Here is a 15,999-nt window from a genome sequence, read left to right as displayed (position 1 = left end):
CGCGTGAAGCGCCACCTCGTGTCCGCAGCCGATCTCAGCCGCGACGACGCGCTGCTCATCCTGGACACCGCCGAGGAGCTCGCCCAGCTCTCCGGCCGGGCCGTCAAGAAGCTCCCCACCCTGCGCGGCCGGACCGTCGTCAACCTCTTCTTCGAGGACTCCACCCGCACCAAGACCTCCTTCGAGGTCGCCGAGAAGCGGCTCTCCGCCGACGTCATCAACTTCTCCGCCAAGGGCTCCTCGGTCTCCAAGGGCGAGAGTCTCAAGGACACCGCCCTCACCCTGCAGGCCATGGGCGCCGACGCCGTCGTCATCCGGCACCACGCCTCCGGCGCGCCGGCCCGCCTGGCGCAGTCCGACTGGCTGCACGGCAGCGTCATCAACGCCGGTGACGGCACCCACGAGCACCCCACCCAGGCGCTGCTCGACGCCTTCACCATGCGCCGCCACCTCAACCCGGGCTCGGGCCACGACCTCGCCGGGCGGCGGGTGACCATCGTCGGCGACATCCTGCACAGCCGGGTCGCCCGCTCCAACGTCCACCTGCTCACCACGCTCGGCGCCCAGGTCACCTTCGTGGCCCCGCCGACCCTGCTGCCGATCGGCATCGAGAACTGGCCCTGCGAGGTCAGCTACGACCTGGAGCGGGTCCTCCCGAAGACCGACGCGCTGATGATGCTCCGGGTCCAGCGGGAGCGGATGAACGCCGCGTTCTTCCCCACCGAGCGCGAGTACACCCGCCGCTACGGCCTCGACGCCGTCCGGATGGCCCAGCTGCCCGAGCACGCGGTCGTGCTGCACCCCGGCCCGATGGTCCGCGGCATGGAGATCACGGCCGAGGTCGCCGACTCCCCGCGCTGCACCGTGGTCGAGCAGGTCGCCAACGGCGTCTCCGTCCGGATGGCCGTGCTCTACCTGCTGCTCGGCGGAGCCACCCTCACCGACACCCCCCGCACCGACTCCGTGGAGACTGCTCAGTGACCACCTACCTGATCCGCAACGCCCAGATCCTCGGCGGTGCCCCGCAGGACCTCCACCTCGCCGACGGCGTGATCCGGGCGATCGGCACCGCGCTGGACGTCCGGGCCGACATCGAGATCGACGCCACCGGCCTGATCGCCCTGCCCGGCCTCGTCGACCTGCACACCCACCTGCGCGAGCCCGGCCGGGAGGACGCCGAGACCGTCCTCACCGGCACCCAGGCCGCCGCGAAGGGCGGCTTCACCGCCGTCCACGCCATGGCCAACACCTTCCCGGTGGCCGACACCGCCGGCGTGGTCGAGCAGGTCTGGCGCCTCGGCCAGGAGTCCGGCTACTGCGACGTGCAGCCGGTCGGCGCCGTCACCGTCGGCCTGGAGGGCAAGAAGCTCGCCGAGCTCGGCGCCATGCACGACTCCGCGGCCGGCGTGCGGGTCTTCTCCGACGACGGCAAGTGCGTCGACGACGCGGTGATCATGCGCCGCGCCCTGGAGTACGTGAAGGCCTTCGACGGCGTCGTCGCCCAGCACGCGCAGGAGCCGCGGCTGACCGAGGGCGCCCAGATGAACGAGGGCCAGGTCTCCGGCGAGCTGGGCCTGGGCGGCTGGCCGGCCGTCGCCGAGGAGGCGATCATCGCCCGTGACGTGCTGCTCGCCGCGCACGTCGGCTCCCGGCTGCACGTCTGCCACCTCTCCACCGCCGGCTCGGTGGAGATCGTCCGCTGGGCCAAGGCCAAGGGCTGGGACGTCACCGCCGAGGTCACCCCGCACCACCTGCTGCTGACCGACGAGCTGGTCCGCTCCTACGACCCGGTCTACAAGGTCAACCCGCCGCTGCGCACCGCCGAGGACGTCCAGGCGCTGCGCAAGGCGCTGGCCGACGGCACCATCGACGCCGTCGCCACCGACCACGCGCCGCACCCGGCCGAGGACAAGGACTGCGAGTGGGCCGTGGCCGCGATGGGCATGGTCGGCCTGGAGACCGCGCTGTCCGTGGTGCAGCAGACCATGGTGGACACCGGCCTGCTGAACTGGGAGGGCGTCGCCGACCGGATGTCGCACCGCCCGGCCCGGATCGGCCGGCTGGCCGGGCACGGCCGCCCGGTCTCGGTGGGTGAGCCCGCCAACCTGGTGCTGTTCGATCCCGCGTACCGTGGTGTCGTGAACCCCGACAGCTTCGCCACCCGCTCCCGCAACACCCCCTACAAGGGCCTCGACCTGCCCGGACGGGTGCACGCCACCTTCCTGCGCGGCACCGCGACCGTGCTGGCCGGCGAACTGGTCGACCAGGGCGGGCTCGCGTGAGCTCCGCCGTCCTGCTGGCCCAGGAGCAGGCCAGGGTCACCAACTGGCCCGGCTACCTCGGCTGGACGGTCGGGCTGGTACTGGTCATCGGCCTGGTCTACTGGCTGATGCGCCAGGGCTGGAACTGGCGCCGCACCCTGCAGTCCGGCATCCCCCCGCTGCCGGCCGTGCCGCAGCGCGCCGGGCGGACCATCCTGGAGACCAGCGGCCGGTACCACGGCACCACCACCGCCGGGAACTGGCTGGACCGGGTCGTCGCGCACGGCCTGGGCACCCGCAGCCGCGCCGACCTGACCCTCGGCGAGCAGGGCCTGCTGGTGCAGCGCCCCGGCGACGTCGACTTCTGGATCCCCGCCGAGCACCTGACCGGTGCCCGCACGGACTCCGGGATCGCCGGCAAGGTCGTCCCCTCCGGGATCCTCGTCGTCACCTGGACGCACGAGGGCACCGAACTGGACTCCGGCTTCCGGGCCGACCACCCCGATGAGCACACCGCCTGGGTCGAGGCGATCGCCCATCTCACCGCAACACGTACGACGAAGAAGACGGAAGAGGCCGCGTCATGACCGCACCTGTCCCCACCACGCAGCGCCAACGGCGGGAGCGTGTCCCTGCCGTGCTCGTCCTGGAGGACGGCCGGACCTTCCGCGGCCAGGCCTACGGCGCGACCGGCGAGACCTACGGCGAGGCGGTCTTCAACACCGGTATGTCCGGTTACCAGGAGACCCTCACCGACCCGTCCTACCACCGCCAGGTGGTCGTGATGACCGCCCCGCAGATCGGCAACACCGGCTGGAACGACGAGGACGACGAGTCCAAGCAGATCTGGGTCGCCGGGTACGTCGTGCGCGACCCCGCCCGGGTCGCCTCCAACTGGCGCTCCCGCCGCTCGCTGGACGACGAGCTGGTGAACCAGGGCGTCGTCGGCATCAGCGGCATCGACACCCGGGCGCTCACCCGCCACCTGCGCGAGCGCGGCGCGATGCGCTGCGGCATCTTCTCCGGCGAGGCGCTGGCCGACCCGGCCGCGCTGCTCGCCAAGGTGCAGAACTCGCCCGAGATGAAGGGCGCCGACCTCTGCGCCGAGGTCGCCACCACCGAGCCGTACGTGGTGCCCGCGATCGGTGAGAAGCGCTTCACCGTCGCCGCCCTGGACCTCGGCATCAAGGCGATGACCCCGCAGCGGATGGCCGAGCGCGGCATCGAGGTGCACGTGCTGCCGGCCGGCGCGACCCTGGAGGACGTCTACGCCGTCCAGCCCGACGGTGTGTTCTTCTCCAACGGCCCGGGCGACCCGGCCACCGCCGACCACCAGGTGGCCGTGGCGCAGGGCGTGCTGGAGCGCAGGACCCCGTTCTTCGGGATCTGCTTCGGCAACCAGATCCTCGGCCGGGCGCTGGGCTTCGGCACCTACAAGCTCAAGTACGGCCACCGCGGCATCAACCAGCCGGTCCAGGACCGCACCACCGGCAAGGTCGAGGTCACCGCGCACAACCACGGCTTCGCCGTCAACGCACCGCTCGACAAGGTCAGCGACACGCCCTACGGCCGGGTCGAGGTCTCCCACGTCTGCCTCAACGACGACGTGGTCGAGGGCCTCCAGGCGCTGGACGTGCCCGCCTTCTCGGTGCAGTACCACCCGGAGGCCGCCGCCGGCCCGCACGACGCGGCGTACCTCTTCGATCGTTTCGTGAAGCTCATGGAGGGCCAGCGTGCCTAAGCGCACTGACATCAAGTCCGTCCTGGTGATCGGCTCCGGCCCGATCGTGATCGGCCAGGCCGCCGAGTTCGACTACTCGGGCACGCAGGCGTGTCGGGTCCTGAAGGCCGAGGGCCTGCGGGTCGTGCTGGTGAACTCGAACCCGGCGACGATCATGACCGACCCGGAGGTCGCCGACGCCACCTACGTGGAGCCGATCACCCCGGAGTTCGTCGAGAAGATCATCGCCAAGGAGCGCCCCGACGCGCTGCTGCCGACCCTCGGCGGGCAGACCGCGCTGAACACCGCGATCTCGCTGCACGAGGCCGGGACGCTGGAGAAGTACGGCGTCGAGCTGATCGGCGCCGACGTCGAGGCGATCAACAAGGGCGAGGACCGCGAGCTGTTCAAGGGCGTCGTCGAGGCCGTCAACGCCAAGATCGGCCACGGCGAGTCCGCCCGCTCGGTCATCTGCCACACCATGGACGAGGTCCTCGCCGGGGTCGACACCCTGGGCGGCTACCCGGTCGTCGTCCGCCCCTCCTTCACCATGGGCGGCGCCGGCTCCGGCTTCGCCCACAACGAGGAGGACCTGCGCCGCATCGCCGGCCAGGGCCTGACGCTCTCCCCGACCACCGAGGTGCTCCTGGAGGAGTCCATCCTCGGCTGGAAGGAGTACGAGCTGGAGCTGATGCGCGACAAGAGCGACAACGTCGTGGTCGTCTGCTCCATCGAGAACTTCGACCCGATGGGCGTGCACACCGGTGACTCGATCACCGTCGCCCCGGCGATGACGCTCACCGACCGCGAGTACCAGATCCTGCGCGACATCGGCATCGCCGTGATCCGCGAGGTCGGCGTCGACACCGGCGGCTGCAACATCCAGTTCGCGGTCAACCCCGAGGACGGCCGGGTCATCGTCATCGAGATGAACCCGCGCGTCTCCCGCTCCTCCGCGCTCGCCTCCAAGGCCACCGGCTTCCCGATCGCCAAGATCGCGGCGAAGCTGGCCGTCGGCTACACGCTGGACGAGATCCCCAACGACATCACCGAGGAGACCCCGGCCTCCTTCGAGCCGACCCTCGACTACGTCGTGGTCAAGGTCCCGCGGTTCGCGTTCGAGAAGTTCCCGAGCGCCGACGCCACGCTGACCACCACCATGAAGTCGGTCGGCGAGGCGATGGCGCTGGGCCGCAACTTCCCCGAGGCGCTGCAGAAGGCGCTGCGCTCGTTGGAGAAGAAGGGCTCCCAGTTCACCTGGGTCGGCCCGGTGGGCGACAAGGCGGAGCTGCTCGCCAAGGCGGTCGTGCCGACCGACGGGCGGATCAACACCGTCATGCAGGCGATCCGCGCCGGTGCCACCCCGGAGGAGGTGTTCGAGGCCACCAAGATCGACCCGTGGTTCGTCGACCAGCTCTTCCTGCTCGACGAGATCGCCGGCGAGCTGGCGCAGGCCGCCGAGCTGACCCCGGAGCTGCTGCGGCACGCCAAGCGCCACGGCTTCTCCGACCAGCAGGTCGGCGAGATCCGCGGCCTGCGGCCCGACGTGGTCCGCGAGGTGCGGCACGCGCTCGGCATCCGCCCGGTGTTCAAGACCGTCGACACCTGCGCGGCCGAGTTCGCGGCGAGGACCCCGTACTTCTACTCGTCCTACGACGAGGAGAGCGAGGTCGCCCCGCGCACCAAGCCCGCGGTGATCATCCTCGGCTCCGGCCCGAACCGCATCGGCCAGGGCATCGAGTTCGACTACTCCTGCGTGCACGCCTCCTTCGCGCTCGCCGACGCCGGGTACGAGACCGTCATGGTCAACTGCAACCCGGAGACCGTCTCCACCGACTACGACACCTCCGACCGGCTCTACTTCGAGCCGCTCACCCTGGAGGACGTGCTGGAGATCGTCCACGCCGAGCAGCAGGCCGGCCCGCTGGCCGGTGTGATCGTCCAGCTCGGCGGCCAGACCCCGCTGGGCCTGGCCCAGGCGCTCAAGGACAACGGCGTGCCGATCGTCGGCACCCAGCCCGAGGCCATCGACCTCGCCGAGGAGCGCGGCGCCTTCGGCCGCGTGCTGCGCGACGCGGGCCTGCCCGCCCCCAAGCACGGCACCGCCTTCTCCTTCGCCGAGGCCAAGGCCATCGCCGACGAGATCGGCTACCCGGTGCTCGCCCGCCCGTCCTACGTGCTCGGCGGCCGCGGCATGGAGATCGTCTACGACGAGGCCTCGCTCGCCTCCTACCTGGAGCGCCACGCCGGCCTGATCTCCGAGCACCCGGTGCTGATCGACCGCTTCCTCGACGACGCGGTGGAGATCGACGTCGACGCCCTGTTCGACGGCACCGAGCTCTACCTCGGCGGCGTCATGGAGCACATCGAGGAAGCCGGCATCCACTCCGGCGACTCCGCCTGCGCCCTGCCCCCGATCACCCTCGGCGGCTACGACATCAAGCGGCTGCGCGCCTCCACCGAGGCCATCGCCCGCGGCGTCGGCGTGCGCGGCCTGATCAACATCCAGTTCGCGCTCTCCGGCGACATCCTGTACGTGCTGGAGGCCAACCCCCGCGCCTCGCGCACCGTGCCGTTCACCTCCAAGGCGACCGCGGTGCCGCTGGCCAAGGCCGCCGCCCGCATCTCGCTCGGCGCCACCGTCGCCGAGCTGCGCGCCGAGGGCCTGCTGCCGGCCGAGGGCGACGGCGGCACCCTGCCCGCCGACGCGCCGATCGCGGTCAAGGAGGCCGTGATGCCGTGGAGCCGCTTCCGCGACGTCCACGGCCGTGGCGTGGACACCGTCCTGGGCCCGGAGATGCGCTCCACCGGCGAGGTCATGGGCCTGGACCGGGTCTTCGGCACCGCCTACGCGAAGTCCCAGACCGGGGCCTACGGCGCGCTGCCGACCAAGGGCAAGGTCTTCGTCTCGGTCGCCAACCGCGACAAGCGCAACCTGGTCTTCCCGGCCCGCGCGCTGGTCGGCCTCGGCTTCGAGCTGCTCGCCACCGCCGGCACCGCCGAGGTTCTGCAGCGCGGCGGCATCCCCGCCACCGTGGTGCGCAAGCACAGCGAGGGCGAGGGCCCGAACGGCGAGCGGACCATCGTCCAGCTGATCCACGACGGCGAGGTCGACCTCATCATCAACACGCCGTACGGCACCGGCGGGCGCCTCGACGGCTACGAGATCCGCACCGCCGCCATCGCCCGCGCCGTGCCCTGCCTGACCACCGTCCAGGCCATGGGTGCCGCCGTCCAGGGCATCGACCGGCTGCTGCGCGACGAGGTCGGCGTCATGTCGCTCCAGGAGCACGCCGAGCTGATCAACGCCGGCCGCGCCTAGCACCACTCCAGTGGGGGGCACCAGTACCGTCGGGTGCCCCCCACTTCCATGCCCTGGGAGGACTTTGTGTACAAGCTGCTGTTCGACCTCGTCTTCAAGAAGATGGACCCCGAGAAGGCCCACCACCTGGCCTTCTTCTGGATCCGGCTGGCCTCCTCGGTGCCCGGCCTGCGCGGCCTGGTGCGGCTGGTGCTCGCCCCGCGCGACCGGGCGCTGCGCACCGACGCCCTCGGCCTCGCGCTGCCCGGCCCGTTCGGCCTGGCGGCCGGCTTCGACAAGAACGGCGTCGGCATCGACGGCCTGTCGATGCTCGGCTTCGACTACGTCGAGATCGGCACCGTGACCGGCGAGGCGCAGCCGGGCAACCCGCAGCCGCGGCTGTTCCGGCTGGTCGAGGACCGCGCCCTGATCAACCGGATGGGCTTCAACAACCAGGGCTCGGCCCGGGTCGCCGCCCGGCTGGCCGCGCGTCCGCACACCAGCTCCACCCCGGTGGTGGGCGTCAACATCGGCAAGACCAAGGTGGTCGAGGAGGCCGACGCGGTCGCCGACTACGTGAAGTCCACCGAGCGGCTGGCCCGTTACGCCGACTACCTGGTGGTCAACGTCAGCTCGCCGAACACCCCCGGGCTGCGCAACCTTCAGGCCGTCGAGCACCTGCGGCCGCTGCTGAGCGCGGTGCGCGAGGCCGCCGACCGGACCACCCCGCACCACGTGCCGCTGCTGGTCAAGATCGCCCCCGACCTGGCCGACGAGGACGTCGACGAGGTCGCCGACCTGGCCCTGGAGCTGGGCCTGGACGGCATCATCGCCACCAACACCACGATCGGCCGCGAGGGCCTGCGCAGCGACGCCGCCCGGGTGGAGGAGATCGGCATGGGCGGCCTGTCCGGCGCCCCGCTCAAGGAGCGCGCGCTGGAGGTCCTCCAGCGGCTGCGCGCCCGCACCGGCGGGCGGCTGGTGCTGGTCTCGGTCGGCGGCATCGAGACCGCCGAGGACGCCTGGCAGCGGATCGTGCACGGCGCGGACCTGGTCCAGGGCTACAGCGCCTTCATCTACGAGGGCCCGTTCTGGTGCCGGCGCATCCACAAGGGCCTGTCCGAGCGCGTCCGGGCCGGCGGCTTCCGCAGCCTGGCCGCGGCCGTCGGCAGCGCGGTGGACGACCGCACGGCCGCCTGAACCCCTCCTCTCATGCTCCCCGGAAGGACGTCATGACCCTCGCCCCCTTCGGCACCCGCCTGCGCCACGCCCTGGACACCCGCGGTCAGCTCTGCGTCGGCATCGACCCGCACGCCTCCCTGCTCGCCGCCTGGGGCCTGGAGGACAGCGTCGCGGGCCTGGAGACCTTCAGCCGCACCGTCGTCGAGGCGCTGGCCGGCCGGGTGGCCGTGCTCAAGCCGCAGGCCGCCTTCTTCGAGCGCTTCGGCTCGCGGGGCGTCGCCGTCCTGGAGAAGTCCGTGGCGGAGGCCCGGGCGGCCGGTGCGCTCGTCCTGATGGACGCCAAGCGCGGTGACATCGGCTCCACCATGGCCGCCTACGCCGAGGCCTTCCTGTCGCCCGGCAGCCCGCTGTTCTCGGACGCCGTGACGGTCAGCCCCTACCTGGGCTTCGGCTCGCTGCGCCCGGCGCTGGACCTCGCCACGGCCAACGGCGCGGGCGTCTTCGCGCTGGCGCTCACCTCCAACCCGGAGGGCGCCGAGGTGCAGCGCGCCGTGGGCGCGGACGGCGAGCCGGTGGCGGCCGCGGTGCTGCGGCAGCTGGCCGCCGAGAACGCCGGGGCGCAGCCGCTGGGCTCGTTCGGCGCGGTGGTCGGGGCGACGCTGGCGGACGCGGGCGTGGACCTGGCGATCAACGGCCCGCTGCTCGCCCCGGGGATCGGCGCCCAGGGCGCGACCATGGCGGACCTGCCGCGGGTGTTCGGCGCCTCGGTGCGCAACGTGGTGCCGAGCGTCAGCCGGGACGTGCTGAAGCACGGCCCCTCGGTGGCGGCGCTGAGCGCGGCCGCCGACCGTTTTGTCCAGGAGTACGCGGAGGCGGTCAAGTAACGGACGGGACGGCGGGGTTCGCTCCTGGCGAACGCCGTGCAGCACCGCCATGACGGGCTGCGACGGTTCCGCGGAGCGGGGACTTGACGTGAGCGCCGTCACATCGGTGCCGCCAAAGGTTCGCAATCACGGTCATTTTGCCCGGGAAAGTCCTGGTCGGCCTCGGCTGACCAGGACTTTTCGTGTTCTTTTCCTGACGCGGCGCCGCAATCCGGGTAGTGTCCGGCGATAGGTCACCGAGGAGCCGCGAAACCTGCTGCTCCCGCAGGTCAGGGGCGGCGAGTTCGCCCTCCGACCGGTGCCCTGGGAAGCACAACAGTCCTAGTTCAATCCCTTCCATCCACCCTGAGGTGAACGGCGTGGCTCTTCCGCCCCTTACCCCTGAACAGCGCACCGCCGCGCTCGCCAAGGCCGCCGAGGCTCGCCGGGAGCGCGCCGAGGTCAAGAACCGGCTCAAGCACTCCGGCGCCTCCCTGCATGAGGTGATCAAGGCCGGCAAGGCCGACAACGACGTGATCGGCAAGATGAAGGTCTCCGCCCTGCTGGAGTCGCTTCCGGGCGTCGGCAAGGTTCGCGCCAAGCAGATCATGGAGCGGCTCGGCATCTCCGAGAGCCGCCGCGTCCGTGGTCTCGGAACAAACCAGATCGCCTCCCTGGAGCGGGAGTTCGGCGGCGGTGCCGCCTGACCGTGCCCCGTGGTCCCGGGATCGTCCGCGATCCGGGATAATCGGTGCATGAGTGAGCGTCCGCGGCTGACCGTGCTCTCCGGCCCCTCGGGGGTCGGCAAGAGCACGGTCGTCGCTCATATGAGGAAGCAGTACCCCGAGGTCTGGCTCTCGGTGTCGGCGACGACCCGCCACCCGAGGCCGGGCGAGCAGAACGGGGTCCAGTACCACTTCGTCGACAACGACGAGTTCGACAAGCTGATCGCCAACGGTGAGCTGCTGGAGTGGGCGGTGTTCGCCGGCAACCGCTACGGCACCCCCCGGGCGGCGGTCCAGGAGAAGCTGGAGCGCGGCGAACCCGTGCTGCTGGAGATCGACCTGCAGGGCGCGCGCCAGGTGCGCGAGTCCATGCCCGAGGCGCAGCTGGTCTTCCTGGCCCCGCCGAGCTGGGACGAGCTGGTCCGCCGGCTCACCGGCCGGGGCACCGAGCCGCAGGACGTGATCGAGAAGCGGCTGGAGGCCGCGAAGGTCGAGCTGGCAGCCGAGCCGGAGTTCGACACGACCCTGGTCAACACCTCCGTCGAGCAGGTGGCGAGCGAACTGCTAGCCTTGCTCGGTGTAGGCTGACCTGTTGTCTTTTCCACCCTTTCGGAAGGTTTTCGCGTGTCCTCTTCCATGACCGCGCCCGAGGGCATCATCAACCCGCCGATCGACGAGCTGCTTGAGGCCACCGACTCCAAGTACAGCCTGGTCATCTACGCGGCCAAGCGTGCGCGTCAGATCAACGCGTACTACTCCCAGCTCGGCGAGGGCCTGCTGGAGTACGTCGGCCCGCTGGTCGACACCCACGTGCACGAGAAGCCGCTGTCGATCGCGCTGCGCGAGATCAACGCCGGCATGCTGACCGCCGAGGCGGTCGAGGCCGCCTGAGGCGGGCCCACCCACGTTCGAAGGGCCCGTCGGAGTTCCGCTCCGACGGGCCCTTCGGCGTTCCCGCGCGTGCGGGGGGTGCCACCGTGCGGGTGATCACCGGCGCGCCGTAGGGTTGGCAGGCACCCGAGGACCGCACGAGGAGAGCTGGGGAACATGAGCGGCAGCACGGAGGGGACGGACGCACCGCGCGTCGTGCTCGGCGTCAGCGGCGGCATCGCCGCGTACAAGGCGTGCGAGCTGCTGCGGCGGTTCACCGAGTCCGGCCACCAGGTGACCGTGGTGCCCACCGCGGCCGCGCTGCACTTCGTCGGTGAGGCCACCTGGGCGGCGCTCTCCGGCCGTCCGGCTGCCACCGAGACCTGGCAGAACGTGCACGAGGTCCCCCACGTGCGGATCGGGCAGAACGCCGATCTGGTGGTGGTCGCCCCGGCCACCGCCGACCTCATGGCCAGGGCCGCCCACGGGCTCGCCGACGACCTGCTGACCAACACCCTGCTCACCGCGCGCTGTCCGGTCGTGCTGGCGCCCGCGATGCACACCGAGATGTGGGAGCACCCGGCGACCCGGGAGAACGTCGCCACGCTGCGCCGCCGGGGCGTGATCGTGCTGGAGCCCGCCAGCGGGCGGCTGACCGGCAAGGACACCGGCAAGGGCCGGCTGCCCGAGCCGGCCGCGATCTTCGACGCCTGCCGCGCGGTGCTGCGCCACGGCGGCGGGCGGACCGACCTGGCCGGCCGGCACGTGGTGGTCTCGGCCGGCGGCACCCGCGAGCCGCTGGACCCGGTCCGGTACCTCGGCAACCGCTCCTCCGGCAAGCAGGGCTACGCGCTCGCGGCGACCGCCGCCGCCCGTGGTGCCCGTGTGACGTTGATCTCGGCCAATGCCGCGCTGCCCGACCCGGCCGGGGTGGACGTGGTCCGGGTGGCGACCGCACTGGAGCTGCGGGCGGCCGCGCTGGAGGCGGCCCAGGACGCGGACGCCGTGGTCATGGCCGCCGCGGTGGCCGACTTCCGGCCCGCGGTCTACGCCGAGGGCAAGATCAAGAAGGTCGAGGGCGTCGAGCCGGCGCCGGTCGCGCTCGTCCGCAACCCCGACGTCCTGGCGGAGCTCTCCGCCCACCGCACCCGTTCGGGCCAAGTCGTCGTGGGTTTCGCGGCGGAGACCGACGACGTGCTCGCGAACGGCCGCGCCAAGCTCGCCCGCAAGGGCTGCGACCTGCTGGTCGTCAACGAGGTCGGCGACGGCAAGGCCTTCGGCCAGGACGTCAACGAGGCCGTGGTGCTGGGCTCCGACGGCAGTGAGACGCCCGTCCCGGTGGGTCCGAAGGAGGCGCTCGCGGACGTCGTCTGGGACCTGGTCGCGGAACGGCTCGATCCTTCCGCCGGGTGATCTCGCAGAGTGGGCGGACGGTCTTCAATTGCGGAATCGCGTGACGTTCCTCGGTAGCTGACCGTTACACTCCAGGAATCAAGTCTTTCCGGAAGCCCCCGGATCCGTCCGGGGTCTTTCAGTCAGCAGCCGCTGCAACCCCAGGGAGCGCTGTGTCTCGCCGCCTGTTCACCTCGGAGTCCGTCACCGAGGGCCACCCCGACAAGATCGCTGACCAGATCAGCGACACCATTCTTGACGCTCTCCTCCGCGAGGACCCGGCCTCCCGGGTCGCGGTGGAGACGCTCATCACCACCGGCCAGGTGCACGTGGCCGGCGAGGTGACCACCAAGGCGTACGCCCCGATCGCCCAGCTCGTCCGGGACAAGATCCTGGAGATCGGCTACGACAGCTCCAAGAAGGGCTTCGACGGCGCCTCCTGCGGCGTCTCGGTCTCGATCGGCGCCCAGTCGCCCGACATCGCCCAGGGCGTCGACACCGCCTACGAGGCCCGGGTCGAGGGTGACGAGGACGACCTGGACCGGCAGGGCGCCGGCGACCAGGGCCTGATGTTCGGCTACGCGTCCGACGAGACGCCCGAGCTGATGCCGCTGCCGATCACCCTGGCCCACCGCCTCTCGCGCCGCCTGACCGAGGTCCGCAAGAACGGGACCATCCCGTACCTGCGCCCCGACGGCAAGACCCAGGTCACCATCGAGTACGACGGCGACAAGGCCGTCCGCCTCGACACCGTCGTCGTCTCCACCCAGCACGCCAGTGACATCGACCTGGAGTCGCTGCTGACCCCCGACGTCCGCGAGTTCGTCGTGGAGCCGGAGCTGAAGGCGCTGGCCGAGCAGGGCATCAAGCTCGTCACCGAGGGCTACCGCCTGCTGGTCAACCCGACCGGCCGCTTCGAGATCGGCGGCCCGATGGGCGACGCCGGCCTCACCGGCCGCAAGATCATCATCGACACCTACGGCGGCATGGCCCGCCACGGCGGCGGCGCCTTCTCCGGCAAGGACCCGTCCAAGGTGGACCGCTCGGCCGCGTACGCGATGCGCTGGGTGGCGAAGAACATCGTCGCCGCCGGCCTCGCCCGCCGCGCCGAGGTGCAGGTCGCGTACGCGATCGGCAAGGCCGAGCCGGTCGGCCTGTTCGTGGAGACCTTCGGCACCGAGACCGTGCCGGTCCTGTCGATCCAGAAGGCCGTCACCGAGGTCTTCGACCTGCGTCCGGCCGCGATCATCCGCGACCTGGACCTGCTGCGCCCGATCTACTCGCAGACCGCCGCGTACGGCCACTTCGGCCGTGAGCTGCCGGACTTCACCTGGGAGCGGACCGACCGCGTGGAGCAGCTGAAGAAGGCCGTCGAGGCCTGATCGGCCGAGCCCGACGTCTGACGGCAGGTGGCGGCAGCCCGGCACTCCGGGCGGCCGCCACCTGCTGTTCTGTCGGTGCGACCTGGTACTACTTGGGGCGATGAGCAGCACGCAGGGGAGTGACGAGGGCGGGGCGCCGGAGCAGCTGGCGTTCATCCGGGAGACGGTCCGCCGGGCCAAGCCGCGCACCTGGCGCGGTGCCAAGCGGGCCGAGCACCTGCCGGTCGCCCGGGTGGTCGTCGACAAGGGCGTGCTCACCATCGACAAGTTCTTCGACTACGAGGTGCCCGCCGCGATGGCCGAGGACGCCCGGCCCGGCGTACGGGTGCGGGTGCGCTTCGGCGCGCGCGTCGTCAAGGGCCAGCGCGAGGGCGGGGAGCTGCACGACGGCTTCATCGTCGCCCGGCTGGAGAAGAGCGACTTCCCCGGCCCGCTGGCCCCGCTCGCCCAGGTCCTCTCGCCCGAGCCGGTGCTCACCCCACAGCTGCTGCGGCTGTGCCGCACCGTCGCCGACCGGTACGCGGGCACCCTGGCCGACGTCCTGCAGCTGGCGGTGCCGCCCCGGCACGCCAAGGCGGAGGCCGAGCCCTCGCCGCCGCCCCGCCCCCGTCCGGCCGCGCCCGCGCCCGGCAGCTGGTCCCGCTACCCGGCCGGACCGGACTTCCTCACCGCGCTGGCCGGCGGCGGCTCGCCCCGGGCGGTCTGGACGGCCCTGCCCGGCCCCGGCTGGCCGTACGAGATCGCCCGCGCCGTCGCCGCCACCCTGGCGGGCGGACGCGGCGCCCTGGTGGTGCTGCCGGACGGGCGCTCGGTGGCCCGGGTCGACCGGGCGCTGACCGAGCTGCTCGGCGAGGGCATGCATGCGGTGCTGGCCGCCGACCTCGGCCCGCGCGAGCGCTACCGGCGCTGGCTCCAGGTCAGCCGGGGCTCGGTGCACGCCGCCGTCGGCACCCGGGCCGCGATGTTCGCGCCGGTGCACGACCTCGGCCTGGTGGTGGTCTGGTCCGACGGCGACTCCAGCCACAGCGACCCGCGCAATCCGCACCCGCACGTGCGGGAGGTGGCCCTGCTGCGCGCCGCCGAGGAGGGCGCGGCCGTCCTGCTCGGCGGCCACGCCGTCACCGTGGAGGGCGCGCAGCTGGTGCGCACCGGCTGGGCCCGGCCGCTGGCCGCCGACCGGGAGACCGTCCGGCGCACCGCGCCCCGGGTGCGCACCGTCACCGACCAGGACCAGCACCGGGACGCCGCCGCGCAGGCCGCCCGGCTGCCGTCGGTCGCCTGGGAGGCGGCCCGGGAGGGCCTGGCGGCCGGCGGGCCGGTGCTCATCCAGGTGCCCCGGCGCGGCTACGTGCCCCGGCTGGCCTGCGGGCGCTGCCGCACGCCCGCCCGCTGCCGGCGCTGCGAGGGCCCGCTGGAGGCGGCCGGGGCGGACGCGCCGCTGCGCTGCCAGTGGTGCGGCGAGGAGGAGCGGGACTGGCACTGCCCGGAGTGCGGCTCGTTCCGGCTGCGGGCGCAGGTGGTGGGGGCCCGGCGGACCGCCGAGGAGCTGGGCAAGGCGTTCCCGCGCGTCCCGGTGCGCACCTCCGGGCGGGACGCGGTGCTGCCGAGCGTCCCGGACGAACCCGCGCTGGTGATCTCCACGCCCGGCGCCGAGCCGGTCGTCGAGGGCGGCGGCGGGTACGCGGCGGCGCTGCTGCTGGACGGCTGGGCGCTGCTCAGCCGGCCCGACCTGCGGGCCGGGGAGGAGACGCTGCGGCTCTGGCTGGCCGCCGCTGCGCTGGTGCGGCCGGCCGCCGAGGGCGGGACGGTGGTGGTGGTCGCCGAGCCCACGGCGCGCCCGGTACAGGCGCTGGTGCGCTGGGACCCGCTCGGGCACGCCGGGCTGGAGCTGGACGAACGCGCCCAGCTGCACTTCCCGCCGGTCGCCCGGATGGCCTCGGTGACCGGCAGCCCGGCGGCGGTGGCGGACCTGCTGAACCTGGTGCGGCTGCCGGAGGAGGCGGACGTGCTCGGGCCGGTGCCGGTCACGGCGCTGCGGGGGGAGGAGCAGGAGCGCGCGCTGCTGCGGGTGCCGCCCGGGCAGGGCGCGGCGCTGGCGACGGCGCTGAAGGCGGCGCAGATCGCGCGGATCGCGCTGCGGACGCCGGAGGCGGTCAAGGTGCGGATCGATCCGACGGACATCGGGTGACGGGCGTGCGCCGACCCGGATCCGGATCCGGATCCGGATCCGGATCCGGGTCCGGTGCCGCGGGCCCGGTGGGGCGCGGGGTGCCGGGCGTCGGGTGAGGGGCGCGGTGTCCGTG

General features: G+C 72.6%; 13 protein-coding genes. All 13 read left to right on the top strand.

What is annotated here, in order from left to right:
• Positions 1–3 precede the first annotated feature (3 nt).
• The 13 genes from ACFXAM_RS25700 (at position 4) to ACFXAM_RS25640 (ending at position 15,884) form a co-directional block, all read left to right on the top strand.
• Complete coding sequence (locus ACFXAM_RS25700; RefSeq protein WP_380294594.1) at positions 4–981, top strand: aspartate carbamoyltransferase catalytic subunit; 978 nt, start codon at positions 4–6, stop codon at positions 979–981.
• Entirely contained in the window at positions 978–2,282 is a 1,305-nt protein-coding gene (locus ACFXAM_RS25695; RefSeq protein WP_380294593.1) for a dihydroorotase, read from the top strand. Before ACFXAM_RS25700 ends, ACFXAM_RS25695 begins: the two co-directional genes overlap by 4 nt.
• Positions 2,279–2,848 carry a hypothetical protein gene (locus tag ACFXAM_RS25690; protein ID WP_380294592.1) on the top strand — a complete coding sequence of 190 codons (570 nt, stop codon included), beginning with the start codon at positions 2,279–2,281 and terminating at the stop codon, positions 2,846–2,848. The genes ACFXAM_RS25695 and ACFXAM_RS25690 overlap by 4 nt, the downstream gene beginning before the upstream one ends.
• On the top strand, positions 2,845–4,002 hold the full coding sequence (gene carA / locus ACFXAM_RS25685; RefSeq protein WP_380294591.1) for a glutamine-hydrolyzing carbamoyl-phosphate synthase small subunit: 1,158 nt from the start codon (positions 2,845–2,847) through the stop codon (positions 4,000–4,002). The genes ACFXAM_RS25690 and carA overlap by 4 nt, the downstream gene beginning before the upstream one ends.
• Positions 3,995–7,303 (top strand): carbamoyl-phosphate synthase large subunit, encoded by a 3,309-nt coding sequence (carB, locus tag ACFXAM_RS25680; RefSeq protein WP_380294590.1) that lies wholly within the window; start codon positions 3,995–3,997, stop codon positions 7,301–7,303. Before carA ends, carB begins: the two co-directional genes overlap by 8 nt.
• 66 nt (positions 7,304–7,369) lie before the next feature.
• Positions 7,370–8,482: a quinone-dependent dihydroorotate dehydrogenase gene (locus ACFXAM_RS25675; protein ID WP_380294606.1), complete on the top strand. Its 1,113-nt coding sequence runs from the start codon at positions 7,370–7,372 to the stop codon at positions 8,480–8,482.
• A 32-nt stretch (positions 8,483–8,514) separates the two neighbouring features.
• Positions 8,515–9,348 (top strand): orotidine-5'-phosphate decarboxylase, encoded by an 834-nt coding sequence (pyrF, locus tag ACFXAM_RS25670; RefSeq protein ID WP_380294589.1) that lies wholly within the window; start codon positions 8,515–8,517, stop codon positions 9,346–9,348.
• 359 nt (positions 9,349–9,707) lie between these two features.
• Entirely contained in the window at positions 9,708–10,034 is a 327-nt protein-coding gene (gene mihF / locus ACFXAM_RS25665; protein WP_030056187.1) for an integration host factor, actinobacterial type, read from the top strand.
• A gap of 48 nt (positions 10,035–10,082) precedes the next feature.
• Positions 10,083–10,640: a guanylate kinase gene (gene gmk, locus ACFXAM_RS25660; protein WP_344338787.1), complete on the top strand. Its 558-nt coding sequence runs from the start codon at positions 10,083–10,085 to the stop codon at positions 10,638–10,640.
• Positions 10,641–10,676: 36 nt separating this feature from the next.
• Positions 10,677–10,943: a DNA-directed RNA polymerase subunit omega gene (gene rpoZ / locus ACFXAM_RS25655; RefSeq protein ID WP_030056185.1), complete on the top strand. Its 267-nt coding sequence runs from the start codon at positions 10,677–10,679 to the stop codon at positions 10,941–10,943.
• 156 nt (positions 10,944–11,099) lie between these two features.
• On the top strand, positions 11,100–12,335 hold the full coding sequence (gene coaBC, locus ACFXAM_RS25650) for a bifunctional phosphopantothenoylcysteine decarboxylase/phosphopantothenate--cysteine ligase CoaBC (RefSeq protein WP_380294588.1): 1,236 nt from the start codon (positions 11,100–11,102) through the stop codon (positions 12,333–12,335).
• 152 nt (positions 12,336–12,487) lie between these two features.
• Entirely contained in the window at positions 12,488–13,696 is a 1,209-nt protein-coding gene (gene metK, locus ACFXAM_RS25645) for a methionine adenosyltransferase (protein ID WP_380294587.1), read from the top strand.
• A 100-nt stretch (positions 13,697–13,796) separates the two neighbouring features.
• Positions 13,797–15,884, top strand: a complete 2,088-nt coding sequence (locus ACFXAM_RS25640) for a primosomal protein N' (RefSeq protein ID WP_380294586.1) — start codon at positions 13,797–13,799, stop codon at positions 15,882–15,884.
• The last annotated feature ends 115 nt before the right edge of the window (positions 15,885–15,999 follow it).

The sequence above is a fragment of the Kitasatospora sp. NPDC059462 genome (assembly GCF_042749955.1).
Classification (GTDB): domain Bacteria; phylum Actinomycetota; class Actinomycetes; order Streptomycetales; family Streptomycetaceae; genus Kitasatospora.
Note: the sequence above shows the minus strand (reverse complement) of the source record. Positions and strands in the feature narration are given on the sequence as shown.